This is a genomic window from Candidatus Electronema sp. JC (genome assembly GCF_048287365.2).
Classification (GTDB): Bacteria; Desulfobacterota; Desulfobulbia; order Desulfobulbales; family Desulfobulbaceae; genus Electronema.
The window spans coordinates 14,390-31,227 of record NZ_JBLWEM020000017.1 but is presented as its reverse complement, the minus strand read 5'-3'; the positions used below and the strand labels follow the sequence as shown (position 1 = coordinate 31,227).

The 16,838-nt window shown below is 60.3% G+C and carries 11 protein-coding genes; 1 reads left to right on the top strand and 10 read right to left on the bottom strand.

All coding sequences use genetic code 11. From position 1 onward, the window contains the following. Positions 1–113: 113 nt before the first annotated feature. Both ACNKH3_RS02310 and ACNKH3_RS02305 read right to left on the bottom strand, forming a co-directional pair. Positions 114–4,124 (bottom strand): DUF6531 domain-containing protein, encoded by a 4,011-nt coding sequence (locus ACNKH3_RS02310; protein WP_420208093.1) that lies wholly within the window; start codon positions 4,122–4,124, stop codon positions 114–116. A gap of 29 nt (positions 4,125–4,153) precedes the next feature. Next, positions 4,154–4,735 (bottom strand): shikimate kinase, encoded by a 582-nt coding sequence (locus ACNKH3_RS02305; RefSeq protein ID WP_417916957.1) that lies wholly within the window; start codon positions 4,733–4,735, stop codon positions 4,154–4,156. A gap of 99 nt (positions 4,736–4,834) precedes the next feature. Here ACNKH3_RS02305 and ACNKH3_RS02300 point away from each other — a divergent pair, with 99 nt between their 5' ends. After that, positions 4,835–6,094, top strand: a complete 1,260-nt coding sequence (locus tag ACNKH3_RS02300) for a DNA recombination protein RmuC (protein WP_420208092.1) — start codon at positions 4,835–4,837, stop codon at positions 6,092–6,094. A 2-nt stretch (positions 6,095–6,096) separates the two neighbouring features. Here the strand turns inward: ACNKH3_RS02300 and ACNKH3_RS02295 are convergent, their stop codons facing one another. The 8 genes from ACNKH3_RS02295 to ACNKH3_RS02260 all read right to left on the bottom strand — a co-directional run bounded on the left by ACNKH3_RS02295 (position 6,097) and on the right by ACNKH3_RS02260 (position 16,836). Next, entirely contained in the window at positions 6,097–7,188 is a 1,092-nt protein-coding gene (locus ACNKH3_RS02295) for a cobalt-precorrin-5B (C(1))-methyltransferase (protein WP_417916959.1), read from the bottom strand. Between the two features lie 2 nt (positions 7,189–7,190). Next, a complete protein-coding gene (locus tag ACNKH3_RS02290; RefSeq protein ID WP_417916960.1) occupies positions 7,191–7,559 on the bottom strand; it encodes a YraN family protein in 369 nt (122 codons plus the stop codon). A gap of 20 nt (positions 7,560–7,579) precedes the next feature. Further along, complete coding sequence (gene recA, locus ACNKH3_RS02285) at positions 7,580–8,680, bottom strand: recombinase RecA (protein WP_417916961.1); 1,101 nt, start codon at positions 8,678–8,680, stop codon at positions 7,580–7,582. 36 nt (positions 8,681–8,716) lie between these two features. Further along, the gene (locus tag ACNKH3_RS02280; RefSeq protein WP_417916962.1) at positions 8,717–9,937 is read right to left on the bottom strand and encodes a CinA family nicotinamide mononucleotide deamidase-related protein; all 1,221 of its coding nucleotides are present in this window, start codon (positions 9,935–9,937) and stop codon (positions 8,717–8,719) included. A 45-nt stretch (positions 9,938–9,982) separates the two neighbouring features. Next, complete coding sequence (gene der / locus ACNKH3_RS02275) at positions 9,983–11,374, bottom strand: ribosome biogenesis GTPase Der (RefSeq protein ID WP_420208091.1); 1,392 nt, start codon at positions 11,372–11,374, stop codon at positions 9,983–9,985. A gap of 219 nt (positions 11,375–11,593) precedes the next feature. Continuing rightward, positions 11,594–12,994: a tetratricopeptide repeat protein gene (locus tag ACNKH3_RS02270; RefSeq protein WP_417916678.1), complete on the bottom strand. Its 1,401-nt coding sequence runs from the start codon at positions 12,992–12,994 to the stop codon at positions 11,594–11,596. A gap of 19 nt (positions 12,995–13,013) precedes the next feature. After that, positions 13,014–14,048, bottom strand: coding sequence for an aminoglycoside phosphotransferase family protein (locus ACNKH3_RS02265; protein ID WP_417916677.1), 1,035 nt, complete (start codon positions 14,046–14,048; stop codon positions 13,014–13,016). Position 14,049: 1 nt separating this feature from the next. Then, a complete protein-coding gene (locus ACNKH3_RS02260; RefSeq protein ID WP_420208090.1) occupies positions 14,050–16,836 on the bottom strand; it encodes a site-specific DNA-methyltransferase in 2,787 nt (928 codons plus the stop codon). Positions 16,837–16,838: the final 2 nt, after the last annotated feature.

Below are 16,838 nucleotides of genomic sequence, written 5' to 3'. Positions count from 1 at the left end.
GAAAAACTGGAGAGACCGGTGCGTTATCTACGTCGCGGACTCTTTGGCCCAAGGGGCGTTGCGGCATCCGGCTCTCCTAGCATCGGTATGGACTATGCTAATCCATCCCAATCTCATAATACAAGGGGCGTTTCGCGAAACGCCCCTACAGGAACCAAGGTCATCTTGCGCAGCCAGCTGTTCGGGCTGTACTCATAGGCAACTTGATTGCCGTCCGGATAGGTCATGCCGATGCGGTTGGAATCGGCATCGTAGCGGGAAGCAAGCACCCTGTCAAAGGGGTCTTCCTGCCCGATGGTGCGGTTGAGCGGGTCAAAGCTCCAAGAAGTTTTGCCCAGCTTGTCGCTCATGCCGATGCGGTTGTTGTTCGGGTCGTATTCGTAGGACACACTGCTCCCGTCGGCATAGCTGATCTGCTCCAGCATGTCGTCTGGATAAAAGCCGTACTCGGTCAGGTCGCCTTTGGCATCCTTGCGGCTCACACGGTTGCGGTTGCCGTCATAGGCATACTCCCAGACCTTGCCCAGCGGGTCAGTCTCTTTCACCAGCTTTTCAACCCCATTGTGCTCAAAGCGGGTTTCCGCGCCGTTGGGGTTCACCATGCTGATAAGCAGTCCACGGCGGTCATAGCCATAGGCGGTGACGGCATTCACATCGCTGCCCGGCCCTTGATCAGGCCGCCAGTTCTCATGCACCTTGTTGAGGCGGTACACCCCGTCAAACTCATACAGGGTGACAGTGCCGTCCGGCTCCACAAGCTGGGTGCGGTTGCCGACCAGATCGTAGGTGTAGCCGGTGGTTTCGTTCTCAGCATTGGTGACGGCAACAAGACGGTCGAGCGCGTCCACGCTGTAGGTCGTGGCATTGCCCTCGGCATCCGTGACCTTGAGCAGGTTGTTCACCTTGTCATATTCAAAGCGGGTGCTGCCGCCTTCAAAGTTGATGGCCTCAGTCTTGCGATGGGCGGCATCGTAGCGGATTTCCGCCTTGTAGTTGAGCGGGTTGGTGATGAAACGCAGATTGCCTGCCAGGTCATAGGCAAACTTGGTCGTGACATTGGTTTGACTGTCCGCTGCTGCGGCGGGCTGCCAATTCCTGATTTTGGCGGTCTTCCGGTCAAGCTCGTCATAGCCGTAGGCCGTGACAATCCCCATCGGGTCTTTGATGGAAACCAGCTTGCCGTTGGCATTCCAAGCAAGGGTCTTGGTGTGCTGCTCAGGATTGGTGACAGACTGAAGCCGGTTTGCCGGGGTGTAGGCATAGGCGGTTGCAACGCCCCTTGGGTTCAGCTCGGCAAGCAGGTTGCCCATCGGGTCGTAGCTGTACTCCCATTCATAATTTTCCGCATCTTTCCGCTTCACCAGACGGCCTTGCAGGTCGTATTCAGCGGCGAACTGATAGCCCTCTGGATCGGTGACGGAAAGCCTGTTGCCCAGCAGGTCATAAGCAAAGGAGGTTGTGACATTGGTATCCGCGCTGTTGCCTGCCCCTGGCACATAGTTCTTGGTCACGGCCAGCGGACGGCCCAGGGCATCATAGGCGACATGCTTCACCCTGCCTTCCGGGTCGGTCGCATCGGTGATTAACCCAAGGGCATTATAGACAAAGCCTTGGCGGTATCCAAGCGGGCCATTGACTTCCTTGACCCGAAGCATGTTGTCGTAGGCATAGCTCCACTGCCTGCCCTCGGCATCGGTCATTCCTGTCCGCTCGTTCATCAGCCCGTAGCTGTACGCGGTGACAAAGCCAAGCTGGTTTTGCAGCGAACTCAGCTTGCCAGAGGCCGTGTAGGTGTAGCGGCTCTTGCCGCCGTTCGGATCAGTGCTTTCGGCAAGCTGGTTGTTGGCATCGTAGCTGTAGCCCAGATGAAAACTGAGCGGGCCATCCACAGCGGTCAGGTTGGAATTCTGGTCGTAGGTGTAGCTGTAGGCATTGCCGAGCGGCTTGGTCTTGCCAATGACCCGGCCCAGCCCGTCATGCGCAAACTTTGTGACTGCCCCTTCCGGGTCGGTCACGCTCACCAGGTCGCCCTCGGCATTGTAGACATTGCTGGTGACATTGCCCCGCAAATCAGTCATCTTCTCCGGCAGACCTGCTGCCGTGTAACTCACAGAACCGCAGCTTTGCAACGGCAGGCAAAATTTGGAGAGGTTGCCCTTGTCGTCATACTCAAAGGTGAATGTGCGGCTCTTCGTCGCATCCACCTTTTCCGTGGCAACGGTCACAAGGTTGTTTTGGCTGTAGCTCCATTCCTTATGCAGCCCCAGCGGGCCGTCCAAGGAAAGCATGTTGCCCTGCTCATCATAGCTGTAGCGGTACTCCCCGCCTGCCGGGTCTTTGTAATAGGTGCGGTTGTTGTGGTCGTCGTGCTTGAATTCCTCAGTCGAGCCGTCAGGATGGATGGTTTCAGCCTGCCGCCCTTCCTCGTCGTGCTTCTGCACGGTGGCATTGCCGTAGCTGTCGGTGATTGTGGTGCTTTCCGCCGCATCCTCGCCCTGATAGACAAAGGCATACAGCTCATCTTCCCCTACGGTTTGCTTGGAAACACGGTAGCGGTCGTCGTAGCTCATGCGAACCGAAGGAGTGCCAAGCGGGGTGATGATTTCGGTGAGCTGCTTGTTGTCGTCGTAGGTGTATTGGGTTTTATTGCCTCTGCCGTCGGTCATGGCAGAAAGCAGACCGTCTTTATATTCGTAGGAAATAGTTATGTTTTCCGGCAGTTCCGCTTTGACAATATGCCCTTCCGCATCGCAAGTGAAGTTCACCGCCCTGCTGCCGCTACTGATTTTCGCAAGGCATTTGCCAGAGTAGCTGTAGGCGACCTTGTTGCCGTTCTGGTCGCTGATTTGGAGCAACTTGCCGTCCGAGCCAAACCGCCATGTCTCAAGGCTGGCTTTCCGGGTCAGGACAAAATCGCCGCCGTCTTCAGTCAGCTCATCAAAATTGTCCGGCGTGGAAGGCTCGTAGCTGGAGCCGTCTTTATCGAAATTCTGGGTGTGGCCGTCCGGGAAGACAATCTGCACGCCTTCATAAACCGGCGCGTAGTCGAGCTTCAGCAGGAAAACATCCAGATTGGAAGACCAGCCCGTGCCGAAATACTGCGGCGGGCCTTCAACTTTCTCCCCTTCGTCGCCGTCTTCAGCGAATTCATAGACAGAAGCGGAATCAGTCTGCGTTGACGAGGAGTTGTAGGAACGCTGAAGCAGCAAGTCAGCATCGCCAATTCCGGCAACAGCGGCATCGGTCAGAGTCTCCGTAAAGTTGCCGGTGTAGGTGGTGACAGGCTCTCCCGATGAAGCTGCAAATGTCGAGCGTGTGCTATCACAACCAGAAGCACATTGACAACCAGGGCCGTACAAATACGAAGAGGCAACACCTTTAACGAATGAAAACACAGCTGTGAAACAGCCGTTGAACACCGTGATCCGGTAATCATTCTGGCCGGTGATCTTGCCTTTTCCCTTTGCGCCATACCCGCCAGAAGCCAGCAGCTCCATTGGAATGCTGCTGCCGTTGTTCAGCTCCAGTATAGCGGTCATGGGCAGAGCCGGGCCGGGCACTGCTGGCGGTGCAGGCGGAATGCTGATGATGTCCGCGCTGACCAGCACCTGCCCGTTGCCAAGATGCGCAAGACGGGCGTTCTGAATTTTTGGCGTTGCCGCACCAGCGCAGGGGCTGCCGGGGCCTGTGCCGCCGGTGAAGTCTTCGTACAGCCTGCCTTTGGGCAGTACCGGCAGCGGTTTCCCTGAAGCGTCCAAGATATCGAAATAGACTTTGCAGCCCGCAGGCGGCGCGGCGGGAATCACGGCGACAGCAGGGCCAGTCATGCCCGCGTTGATCGAAAAGGTCGGGTTGCTGCCGCTGTAGTTTCCTGCCAGACATGCCGGTGTGGCGGGCAGCACCGAATGAAAGGCCAGCCTGTGGCCGACCGCGTCGCAAGGGGGAACAGAATTATTGCGCAGCTGAAAGGTGATCGTCGCAGGCTCGCCAGCGGCAGGCGCGGGCGGAGTCATGCTGTCACCAGCATGAACGAGCTTCGTCATGCAGCCAGCCGCCTCAGAAGAGGAAAAGGACAGCAGAGCGCAGAAAGAAAAAAGAAGGCGGAACAGGGCGGGCTTGAGCATGATGCTTCTCCGGGAAGAGGCGGGCGCGATTAAACGCAGGAATTAACATCCGCGCCGTTTTTCGTCAAGCGAAAAAACAATTTCCGCGCCGCCTCTTCCGCCGTTCTGCCTCCGGTTTCAATAACCAGATCCGAACCAGCCCGGTACAGCGGTTCGCGTTCTTTGAGCAACGCGACGGTTTCGGTCTCCAAATCATCATCCGCCTGACTGAGCAGCCGGGGCCGCTGACCGGCAGTTTTTTCATCTTGCCGCAGCCTGGCCAAGGTCGCGGCTAAATCCGTCCGCAGCCAGATGACAACGGCCTGTTTGCGCAGCAGCTGCCATTCCTGCTGATGGAGAATCGCACCGCCGCCGGTGGCCAGCACCGTGTTCCGCCGCGAAACCAGCTCCGCCAGCAGCAGCTGTTCCTGCTCGCGGAAATGCGGCCAGCCGTGCCGCTCCACTGCTTCGGCGACAGAACAGCCCATCCGTTCCGCTAAGAGCGCGTCGGTATCGGCGAATTCATAACCGCAGAGCCGGGCCAGATGCCGACCGACCGCTGTCTTGCCGGTCGCCCGGAAGCCGGTCAGCACAAGCAGCGGCGGCAGTCTGCGCAATGTTTCATGCATCATTTTTTTCTTTCCGTCCTCCATCGTCTGCGGTAAGACTACTGCACTTTTCGCGCAGCGGCAAGAAAAGCTGCGCGGCTCGCATTCACGCGGAGGATGATGGTGGAAGGAAACAGCCTGCTGCTGGCGGCACTTATTGCCGGGACAGGGGCAGTCTTGCTGCTTTGGAACCGGCTCCAGCGGGAGCGGCTACGTTTGGAGCTGCTGACGGACGAAGCGCAGCGGCTGCGGAGCGAACGCGACGCGCTCCGGCTGCGGAAAGAGGAGCTGGACGGCGAGAAAATCCGGCTGGAGGGCGTGCTGCACGAGCAGCAGGCCTTGGCGGACGAACGCCAGCGGCTGTTGGAGCAGAGTCGGCAGCGGATGGAGGAGGAATTCAGCAATCTCTCCCGCAAGGTGATGGCCGAGCAGGGACGGCTGCTGCGCGAGCAGCACGCGGGCGGCTTGGAAAATTTGCTTCAGCCGGTGCGGGAGCAGCTCGGCGATTTCCGCCGCAAGATCGAGGAAACGCATCATCAGGAAAGCCGCGACCGCGTCGCCCTGCTCAAGGAGATTGAGCACCTGAAAAGCCTGAACGAGCGCATCAGCCAAGAGGCGGTAGATTTGACCAAAGCCTTGCAAGGCGCGAACAAGCTGCAAGGCCAGTGGGGCGAGATGGTGCTGGAGCGACTTTTAGAGGAATCCGGCCTGCGTCCTGGCCATGAGTTTGCGGCGCAGGTTGCGCTGCGCGACGAGCAGGGCAGGCTCAAACAGCCGGACATCCTTGTCTATCTGCCGGAAAACAAGGTGATCGTCATTGACTCCAAGGTCTCGCTCAACAGCTATGTCGAAGCCTGCCGGGCCGCTGACGAGCGGGCGCGCGAGGAGCATCTGAAAAACCACGCCGCCTCGGTACAGAAGCATATCGCCAATCTCAGCGGCAAGCAGTATCAGCAGCTACCCGGTCTGAGCACGCTGGATTTCGTCCTGCTTTTCATCCCGATTGAAGGGGCGTTTCAGGCTGCTGTGGCCGCCAAACCGGAGCTGCTCGGCGAGGGCCTGCGCCGCCGGGTGATGCTCGCCTCGCCCTCAACGCTGCTGGCCATCCTCCGCACTGTCCATCACATCTGGCGGGTGGACGAGCAGAACCGCAACAGCCAGCTTATTGCCAAAGAGGCCGGGAAGCTGTACGATAAGTTCGCCGGTTTTGTCGAGGCATTCACAGAGGTCGGTGTACGGCTGAAACAGGCGCGGGAGAGCTGGGAGCTGGCGGAGAAACGCCTGCACACCGGCCAAGGCAATTTAATCAGCCGGGCCGAAGCGTTGAAAAATCTGGGCGTGCAGACGGCGAAGGATTTGCCGCAGCTCCACCAGGAGGATTGACCTCAGATCTGCTCCACCACCCCGTCTTCCGAGGTGACTAAATACAGACTGACCGGCAGGCCGGAGACCTGCTCGGCATATTGCTTGGCCCGCAGGCAGACCGCCCGCACCAAGTCCGCCCTGCCCTGCGCCAGCAGCCGCTGGTGGATTTCCTTGGCTGTATTGGCCTGCGCCAGCCCGGCTGCGGTCTCTTCATCCAGCCCCAGCTCCGCCAGCAGCTCCGCCGCCTGCCGCACTTCCAGCGCGCCGTTGCGGACATGCGTCTGCGGGATACCAAGAGCGCATTTCAGCACTTTGGCCCACATCCCCGCCAGGTGGATGCGGCGGAAGCCCTGCCGCCGCGCCGCCTTGAGCGCGTGCTTAAGATAATCGCCCATCATCACCTGCGCCTCTTCCGGCAGACCAAGCAGCCGCTGCGCCGCCGCCTCGGAGGTGCGCCCGGTGGAAAGCAATACTTCATCCAGCCCGGCGGCGCGGGCCACCTGCATGGCCGCGTCAATGGTCGCTGTCCACGCTTCGGCTGAGACCGGGCGGACTATGCCGGTGGTGCCAAGAATAGACAGCCCGCCGACGATGCCCAGCCGCCGGTTGAGGGTTTTTTCCGCCAGCCGCTCGCCGTCGCGCACGCTGACAGTGATTGTCAGACGCAGGCCGTCTTGTCGCAATTCATGCAACGCCTCCGCCACCGCCGCCCGGATCATCCGCAGCGGCACCGGATTGATGGCTGGTTCGCCCACCGGCACGGACAGGCCAGGTTTGGTCACAGTGCCGACCCCCTGCCCTGCCCTAATGGCAATGGCTTCGCCCGTGCCGCCCAGAGGCTGCGCCTCAACTGCGGCAATGATCTCTGCGCCGTTGGTCACGTCGGGGTCATCGCCCGCGTCTTTGATCACCGATGCCCACGCCCTGCCCTGCTCCGCTACACAGCGGTGCAGCAGAAAGCTGTAGCGGCGACCGTCAGGAAAGGGAATTTCTGCTTGAACGAGGGGCTGGCCGACAAGCAAGGCCAGCGTCGCGCCCTTGGCGGCGGCGGCAGCGCACGCCCCGGTGGTGAAGCCGGAACGGAGGCGACCTTTCTGTTGATCTGCGGCCACGTTCACTCCCCGCAGTCAAAGGCGTTGCGCAGCAGCTCCACCCGGAAGGCGTTTTTTTCAGCAAAAACTGCGGCCACGTCAAAGCGCAGCGGCATGTCTAAATTGCGGACGGCCATATACTCCAGCGCGGCAGCGGCCAGCCGCCGCTGCTTGCGGACATCCACCGCCTCGAAAGGGCTGCCGAACTGGCTGCCGCGTCGGGTTTTCACCTCGATCACGGCCAAGCAGGCGCCGTCGCGGGCGATGATGTCGATTTCACCGCCAGACAGGCGGCAGTTGCGTTCCACGATGACATAGCCCTGCGCTTCAAGAAAGCGGGCCGCCGCTTCTTCGCCGTCCCGCCCAGTTCTGCTGGAACTGCTTGATGACATAACGCCGCGCGGCGCAGCCGCTATTCCGCCGCTGTCCCGTCCAAATCTTCAGGATAGCCATCATCCTCCGCCGGAATATAATCCGCAGCAATGTCGCCGTCTCCGCCGCCGCTGGGCAGGGCGCAGAGCTGCCGCACCTTCTGGTCAATCTCCAGCAGCATCTCAGGATGCTCCTTGAGGAAGGTCTTGGCGTTCTCGCGGCCTTGGCCGATGCGCTCGTCGTTGTAGGCGTACCACGACCCGCTTTTATCAACGATCTTGCGGTCAACCGCCAAGTCGAGCAGGTCGCCGGCGCGGGAGATGCCCTCGCCGTAAATGATGTCGAACTCCGCCTCCCGGAAGGGCGGCGCGACCTTGTTCTTCACCACCTTGATCTTGGTCCGGTTGCCGATCACTTCTTGGCCGTCCTTGATCTGCGCCTGCCGCCGGATGTCGATCCGCACCGAGCTGTAGAATTTGAGCGCGTTGCCGCCGGTGGTGGTTTCCGGGCTGCCGTATATTACACCGATTTTCATGCGGATTTGATTGATGAAAATCAGCACGGTGTTGGTTCTCTGGATGACGCCGGTGAATTTGCGCAGGGCATGGGACATCAGCCGGGCTTGCAGGCCGACGTGCTGGTCGCCGACGTTGCCGTCAATCTCCGCCTTGGGCACCAGAGCCGCCACCGAGTCGATGACGATCACGTCGAGGCCGCCGCTGCGCATCAGAATTTCGCAGATTTCCAAAGCCTGCTCGCCGAAATCCGGCTGCGAGACGAGCAGGTCATCGACATTCACACCTAATTTTTCAGCGTAGGTGGTGTCAAGGGCGTGCTCCGCGTCAATGAAGGCCGCGTTGCCCCCCGCCCGCTGGGCCTCGGCAATGACATGCAGGGCCAGCGTGGTCTTGCCGCTCGACTCCGGGCCGTAAATTTCCGTCACCCTGCCGCGCGGCAGGCCGCCGACCCCCAAGGCAAGGTCTATGCCCAAGGTGCCGGTGGAAATAACCGGGATGTTGAGCCGCTCGTGTTCGCCAAGGCGCATGATCGAGCCTTTGCCGAACTGCCGGTGAATCTGGCTGATGGCACTGTCAACGCTTTTGCTTCGTCCTTCCGCCTGTTTTTCCGCTGAAATAGCCATTATTTTCTCCTTGTCTTGCAAGTCATTCCGCTGCAATCAGCAAACCGCCCGCCGCACCGCGTCCAAGGCCGCTGTTGCTGTCATCTCCTGAATCTCGTGCCGACTGCCGCAGAAACATTGCAGGCAGGCCCGCGCCGCTCCCTGCTGCCAGAGGCCAATATACACTGTGCCTGTCGGTTTGTCCGCTGTGCCGCCGTCCGGCCCGGCAATGCCGGTCGTCGCGACGGTAACATCCGCGCCGCTGCGCCGGGCCAGCCCGGTGGCCATCGCCTCGGCGACCGGCCCGCTGACCGCGCCATGCTGCCGCAGCAGCTCCGCGTCCACGCCGAGCAGGCATTCCTTGAGGTGGTTGGAATAGGCGACCACGCCGCCCGCGAACCACGCCGAGCAGCCGGGCACAGCGGTGATCTTCGCGCTGATCAGGCCGCCGGTGCAGGATTCTGCCGCCGCCAGCGTCAGCTTTTTTTCCCGCAGCAGCATTCCTAACGCCTGTGCAAGGCTCGTTTTGTCCGTGCCGTAGAGATGCCTGTCCAAGGCGGCGCGGATGCGCCCGTCCGCCTCTTGGAACAGGCTTTCCGCCGCTGCCTCGCCAGCCTCGGCCACGCTCAGGCTGACCTGCACCTCGCCGCCGACCGGATAATAGCCGACGCTCACCCGCCGGTCGCTTTCCAAGGCCAGCAGCCGCTGGTTGATCTCACATTCGCACAGGCCGACAGTCTTGTAGAGCCGGGTCCGCACCGCGCTGCGTCTGCCGCCGAGCCAGCCCGCCAGTCGGGGCAGGACGGTCTCGGTCAGCAGCTTTTCCGCCTGCGACGGCACGCCGGGCAGAAAAAAGACCGGCACCGCCTCATGCACCAGCAGATGGCCAGCCATCCGTCCGTCCGCGTTCAGCACTTCCGCGCCCTCCGGCAGCCAAGCCAGCTTCTCCAGCGCGCTGAGATCAGCCCACGGCTGGGCGCGGATTTTCTCCAGAATTTCCGGATGCAGAGTCGAAGGCCGATCCAATGCCTCGGCAGCGGCCTCATTGGTCAGATCGTCGCTGGTCGGCCCCAAGCCGCCGGTGACAAGGACAAACTCCGCCCGGCTCACCGCCCGCTTCAGGGCCTCGCCGATCAGCTTCGGCGCGTCGCCGATGGTCTGCATGGCCTGAATGCTGTGTCCGGCAAGAAAGAGCTGCCGGGCGGCGAACGCACTGGTGGTGTTGACTATCCGGCCTGTAGTCAGCTCGTCGCCGACCGCGATGATTTCTCCGATCATGCCTGCCCTTCCCTGCGTTGGCTTGTGTTTCCCGTCCTTGTCCGCTCAGTCCGCCGCTTTCTTCCCTCCCTTGTCCTTGTCCCTGCCGCTGCGCTCGCGGAAGAAGAGCCGCAGCGGCACCCGGTCAAGGCCTAGCCCTTCCCGGAAGCGGTTGGTGAGATAGCGCTGATAGGAGAAGTGAATGTCCTCCGGGTAGTTGGCGATCACGGCGAAGGTAGGCGGCGCACTGCTGATCTGAGCGGTGTAGTAGAGCTTCAGCCTGCGTCCGTGGTGCATTGGCGGCGGATGCTGGGTCTTGGCATCCTCCAAGAGCCGGTTGAGGGCGGCGGTGGGAAAACGCTGGTGAAACTGGCGGTGCATCTTGCCCATTTCCGGGAAGAGTCGCTTGATGCCTGAGCCAGTCTTGGCGGAGACCTTGAACACCGGGGCAAAGGGAATGAACTTGACCGCCTCCTCCACCGCTGCAAGGAGCTGCTCCTGCCGCTTCTTGTCGCCTTCGATCAAATCCCATTTGTTGATGAGCAGCAAGAGGGCACGGCCCTGCTCCTGGGTGTAGCCGATCACCTTGGTGTCCTGCTCGGTGATGCCTTCCTGCGCATCAATCAGCACTGCGGCGATGTCGCAGCGGCTGAGGGACTTCAGTGCCTTGAGGATGGAGAACTTCTCCAGCTTGTCCTGCGTCTTGCCCTTGCGCCGGATGCCCGCAGTGTCAATGAGCAGGTAGTTGTGCTTGTCCGCCGAGAGCATGGTGTCTACTGCATCGCGGGTGGTGCCAGCCACTTCGGAGACAATCATCCGCTCCTGTCCCATGATCGCGTTGATCATTGAGGACTTACCCACGTTCGGGCGGCCAAGGAAGGCCAGACGGATAGTGTTCTCCGGCAGCGGCGGCGGTGCCTCGGTCTGGCCCAGCTTCTCGGCCAAGGCGTTCATCAGGGTGCTGAAACCGTAACTGTGATCAGCCGACAAAGCCCAGAGCTGGTCAACGCCCAGCTCCCAGAACGGAGCCAGCAGCTCGTTCTCGATGTTGGGCGCATCAATCTTGTTGACCGCGAAGAAGACCGTCTTGTCCGTGCGCCGCAGCAGCTCAACCAGTTCGTGGTCGCCGGGCATCACCCCTTGGCGGCCATCCAGCAGCAGGATGATGATGTCCGCCTCGTCCATCGCCTGCATGGCCTGATGGCGGATGTGGCTGCTGAAGTTGTCGCTGTCCTCGTCCTCAATACCGCCGGTGTCCACCAGCATGAACGACTGCTCCTCCCAGCTCGCTTGGGCGTAATGGCGGTCGCGGGTCACGCCGGGCGTGGGGTCAACAATCGCGTCCCGGCTGCGGGTGATGCGGTTAAAGAGCGTGGATTTGCCCACGTTCGGGCGGCCAATCAAGGCGACAAGGGGGCAGGCGGCGGTTGACATGCGGGGCGCGGTGGAGAGGTTCAATTGCCTTCAGGCAGCGTTCAGTCAGTGATTTCAGGCAAGGATACTCTTCTGCGGGGATTTTGGCAAGCAGGCTGTGAGGAAGGCCCATGCCATTTAAAGAATGGCGGCAGAGCCAGACGATGCCCAGCTTGCAGAGGTCTTCCCCGCAAGCGCTTGCGGGCCAGCCCGATAGTACTTGCGGGCCAGCCCGAAAGCGCTGTCGAGCTTGGCCCGATACTACTATCGGGGAGAGGCCGCACCGGGTACGGTTTGGCTGGCGCGCTGCTGGGCCAATTCATCCAGCCACTGCTGCACTTTCTTGGCATCAGGATGCTGCATCGCTCCCATCTCCTGATACAGGCTCAGACTCTTCCGCAAAGCTGCTTCCGCCTGAGCAAGATTGCCGCGCTGCGCATACACAAAGCCCAGATTGCCGTAAGACAGTGCTATGCCTTCCTTGCCGCCCAAGTCTTGGAAAAGCTCAAGAGCTTTCCTGTGCATCTCTTCCGCCTTGTCCAGCTCGCCGCGAACACGATAAACCTCTCCCAGATTGCCGTACAGTCCCGCCCCTACTTCCTTGCTGCCCAAGGCTTCGTTGATCGCCAGAGCCTTTCTGTACATCTCCTCCGCCTTGTCCAGCTCGCCGCGTGTCTTATACACAATGCCCAGATTGCCGTAATTGGCTGCCATGTATTCCTTATGGCCCAAGGCTTGATGAAGCTCCAGAGCTTTCCTGTGCATCTCCTCGGCCTTGTCCAGCTCGCCGCGTGTATATGCCACAATGCCCAGATTGGCGTAATCTGCTGCCATGCCTTCCTTGCTGCCCAATGATTGGTGAAGCGCAAGCACTTTCCGGTACATCTCCTCTGCCTTGTCCAGCTCGCCGCGTGTCCGATACACATTGCCCAGATTGCCCAAGGCCCATGCCTGCTTCTCTTTATCCTGACGCGCTTCAGCCAAGGCCAGCACCTTGCGAAAGGCTTCTTCCGCCTGCGTCAGCTCGCCTGTGCGCTTCAGCAGAAGCCCAAGCGGGTTCCAGCCGTCCGCATTGTCCGGGTCAAGCTCCACTGCCTTCTGGTAGGCAAGCAAAGCCTCTTTCGGGTTGTTCATATACGCCAATGCGCCCAAGTGGCGGGCTGCTGCCGCTGCTTCCTTGTTCGCCTTCCGCCCTTCTGCCTCCTTGCTGCGCAGCACCTCAGCAAAGATTGCCTGCGCCTTGGCAGTGTCGCCCTGCTCTAACGCCTGCAAGGCATCATTGATGCTTGCAGCGGGTGCGCCAGTCTTGGACAAAGCGGTGATGGCTTCAGTCAGTGCCTTGATCTGCTCATCCTTGGCTGCAAGCTGCGGCCCAAGCAGCTCTCGTGCCAGCTTGGCGGCATCCACCGGCTGCACCTCGCTGTCTATGTGCTTGCTCCACGCTGCCAGAGCAAAGCCGAGCACTGTCACGCTCATCCCAAGCTGGAAGCCGTAGCGCAGCAGCAGCTTGATGATCTCACTGGTGTCTTTCGCTGAAACCTGCGTCAGCAAGCCTGACGCAATGAGCTTGTCGTGGATGCCGAAGACGAGCATCAGCGCAAAGCCCACCAGCACCAGCGGGACAGCCAGATACTTGGCAATCTTCTCAAAGCCTGTGATGTCCATGTCTGCTCTCCTGTCAGTTTTAGTGCAGGCTGATGCTGCGCAAGCATTGCTCGGCAGCAGTGCGGAGGCAGGCGTATTCCGCCGGAGGGAGTTTGGCAAGCAGGCTGCACAGGGAATGCAATGCTGGAAGGATATACTGCGCAAAGAACGGCCTGCCGCGCTGGCTGCTGAGAAAGGCGAAGGCTCCAAGGATTTGCAGGTTGCGCTGCACGGCCAGCAGCGTGTATTCGCGGCGGAACTGCTCGCGGCTGTACGGCAGCAGGATGTTGAGCGCATCGAGGTAATATTCCAGCAGTCCGTCCTGCATGGCCTGCGGCAGGGCGGCGTAAGGGTCAATCAGCAGCGAGGCAAGATCATAGGCCAGCGGCCCCAGCCGTCCGGCCTGATAATCAATGAAGCGCACCCGCCCGTCCAGCACCATGATGTTGCGGCTCTGAAAGTCGCGGTGGAGGAAGAAGGAGGCATCGGCCTGCGCGGCCTGATCAGCAAGCTGGGCGAATTCCCGCGCCAAGGCGGCCTCGTCAACGTCCAGCTGGAGCAGGTCGCGGCAGAGAGCGCGGAGGAAGTAGCCGGACTCGCGCTCCAGCATGACCTGGCGGTCATAGCGCGGCGTGTCCCAGCACCAGGCAGGATTGAAGTGCTCGCGGCCAAGCACCTGCATCTTGGCCAGCTCGATGACGGTCTGCAGGTAGAACGCTGCTGCCTCAGCCGAATCCGCCCCGTGCTTCAGCACCACGTCATGCAGGCGCACGTCGCCCAAGTCCTCGCAGACAAGCAGGCCGCTGGCCTCGTCAAAGGCGAGCGGCACCGGCACCGGCGCGCCGCAGGCGAAGAGATGGCGGCCAATCTGCCAGCCCGCCTTGGCCTCGCGCAGACCGGCGGCATCGTCGGGCGGTGGCGCGGCAGCCACGGCCCTCGCCCCGTCCTCGCGGATCAGGCGGCAGAAACGGCGCAGCGAGCCGTCCGGCAGCAGCGGCGCAAATTGCGTCCGGCCTGCCCATGCGCCGCCGAGAAGACGGATGGCGGCGGCAAAGTCCTTGTCAGGCGCTGTCATGTCAGCTCACCCGAAACACCTTCATCACCTCGTCGCCGAGGTGGTTGATGACCTTCACCGCGATCCGCCCGCTTTTTGGTTTCTCGAATGGCCGCGAGGTGTCGCTCTTCAGCATTTCCCAGACTTCGGCGTTGATTTCCGCCTTCAGAGTAGTTTTCAGTGCGCTGTACGGATCGTTCGCGCCGAGGAAGTAGGCGTGGCGGACGAAAAAGCTCTCTTCGTTGTAGTCGGTGTCGAGGAGCCAGCAGGCGATGCCGTCTGCTCCGTGGCTGATGACTTCTCCGGTCTGCGGTTTGAAGATATCCACACCATTGACTTTCACGCGCAGTCTGCCGTCCGGCTGCGGCAGCAGTTCAATGTCCGGCTCGCCGAAGATGACAAACAAGTTGCCGCTGCCCGTGTTTTTGAGGTCTTCGGCCATGTGCAGGTCGGCGTTCATGCGGGCTTTGAGCACAGGGATGCGGCCCAGTCTGCTGAACTCCGTGCTGTGCGCCTCGTAGTTGAAGGCGCAGGCGATGAGCGCGTCGAAACCGGCATCAGCGCATTCACGGGCGGCCTCGACAAGATCAGCCCGCTGCACGGTGCCGAATTCCGGGCCAATGAAAATAGCGGCGCGTTTTTCCGTGTCGCCTTCCAAGTAGCGGCCTTCAGCGCAGATCATCTTGCCCGGCCACAAGGTCAGCGCGGTGAAGGTGATGCGGTCTTCTTTGTGCGCCTGCTGGACTCCGGCGGTTTTGAGATTCTCCAAAACCATCTGCGGGAAGGACTGCCCAGCTTCGTGACTGCCGCTGTTTTTTGCCAGCGGATCAATCAGCTCGTCGTTTTCATCCACGCCTAAGCTGCGGTGCGGACTGAGGCTTTCAACAGTGAACGGTCCGGCTACGCGCACCGCCTTCTTATTCTCATATGGCTTGTCGTAGAGGAATTCAAATTCAGCTTTGGCGGCGATGGAAGCATCAATCTCCTTCTGCCGGGCGATGCGGGCGGCCCACCAGTCGGCGTGGAGCTTCTTCGCCGCGTCCGGCCACTTGGCATCGGCCTCGCGGGGAATCTCCCATTCCTGTAGTAGGGGCGGTTCGCGAACCGCCCCTACGGCGGCTTTCAGCTTCTCGCGCAACGGCTCCAGCGTCTGCTGCCACTTCTCCCAGATGACATCTATCTCCGCGTTGTTGGCGATGGACTTGAGCGTGATGTGCGGCACGCGCTCATAAACAAAACCGTGGCGGATGTTCCCTTGCACAGGATGCGTGCTTGGCGCGGTGCGGGTGATCTCCGCTTCTTTGAGCTGCCCTTCACGGGAATCGGCGAGCAGATAGAAGGGATAGCGTGCGCCCATGATGCGGGCACGGGCCAAGGCCAGCGCGACGCGAGACGTGTCAATCGTGATCCAGCGGCGGCCCCATTGCTCTGCGACGGTGGCGGTGGTGCCGGAACCGCAGGTCGGGTCAAGCACAAGGTCGCCGGGGTCGGTGGCCATGAGGAGGCAGCGTTTGACTACTTCAGTCGCAGTCTGAACGACATAAAAAAGTTCACGACCTATTTGTATGCTCTCCCAACGATCATCCATCGGAAGTACAGAAAAATCGTTGACAAAACGTTTATACCAAACCGTTTCCCCTTGTTGAACGACACGATTAGCAAACACCAATCGTTTACCACCCACGGTAGGGTCTGTTTTCCAGTGCTTTCCATGCCTGAGAGGGAAAGACTTTCCGCAAAAATTAAATGGCTTGCTTTCAGATGGAACACCATCAGAAAGCAACGTAGTAAAACGACAACGTTCTCCGACAGGAAACTTTTCTTCTCCGCGCATAGCTTTTGCTGAAATACGGATCAATGTACCATCTGTCGTTTCAACATAGTCGTATCGGTCAAGAGATGATGTGCCAGCCTCACGCTCCTTGTAAAGCTGGCGATACTTTAAATTAATTTTGTTCTTTGCATACCAAATTATGTAATCAACTGTTCCTGAAAGGAAATTTCCAGCAAGACTGCCTGTTTTCTGAAACGAAATCATAGCGACAAAATTTTCGTTCCCGAACACCTCATCCATCACCGACCGGACGCGGTGGACATTCTCATCGCCGATCTGCACAAAGATAGAGCCGGATTCCGTCAGCAGGTCGCGGGCAACGGTGAGGCGGTCGCGCAGGTAGGTGAGATAGCTGTGGATGCCGTCGCGCCAGGTGTCGCGGAAGGCTTTGACCTGCTCCGGCTCGCGGGTGATGTGGCCGGGATTGCCGTCTTTCACGTCGCGGCTGGTGGTTGACCACTGAAAATTGCTGTTGAACTTGATGCCGTAGGGCGGATCGAAGTAGATGCACTGCACCTTGCCGCGCAGTCCCTCGCGCTCGGCCAGCGAGGCCATCACTTGGAGCGAGTCGCCCAGAATCATGCGGTTGCTCCAGTTCTGGTCGTGCTGATAAAACTCGGTCTTGTCAACGCCCTTGGGAATGCCGTTGAAATCGTTGAACAGATTGAATTGAACGATCGGCTCCGCCTCCTTGGACTGCCGCAGCAGATCGTCAAGCAAGGCTTTGGGATGGATTTTCTCCTGAATGTAGAGCGGCGGCGCATGAACAACAAGGTCGCTCCAGTCCTGCTCATCCTTCCCGCGCCAGACAAGCTGTGGGTCAAGATCAGTGTTGCGCGGATATTTCACAAGGCGGGGACTGGCATCATCCTGCCGCAGCATAGGTTGCAGTTCGGCAGTGGGAATGTTTTTCCGCGTGGCATCATCATGCCGGAAGGTTTCGACAGATTTTGGAGGGGAAGATTTCTTCGCCATGA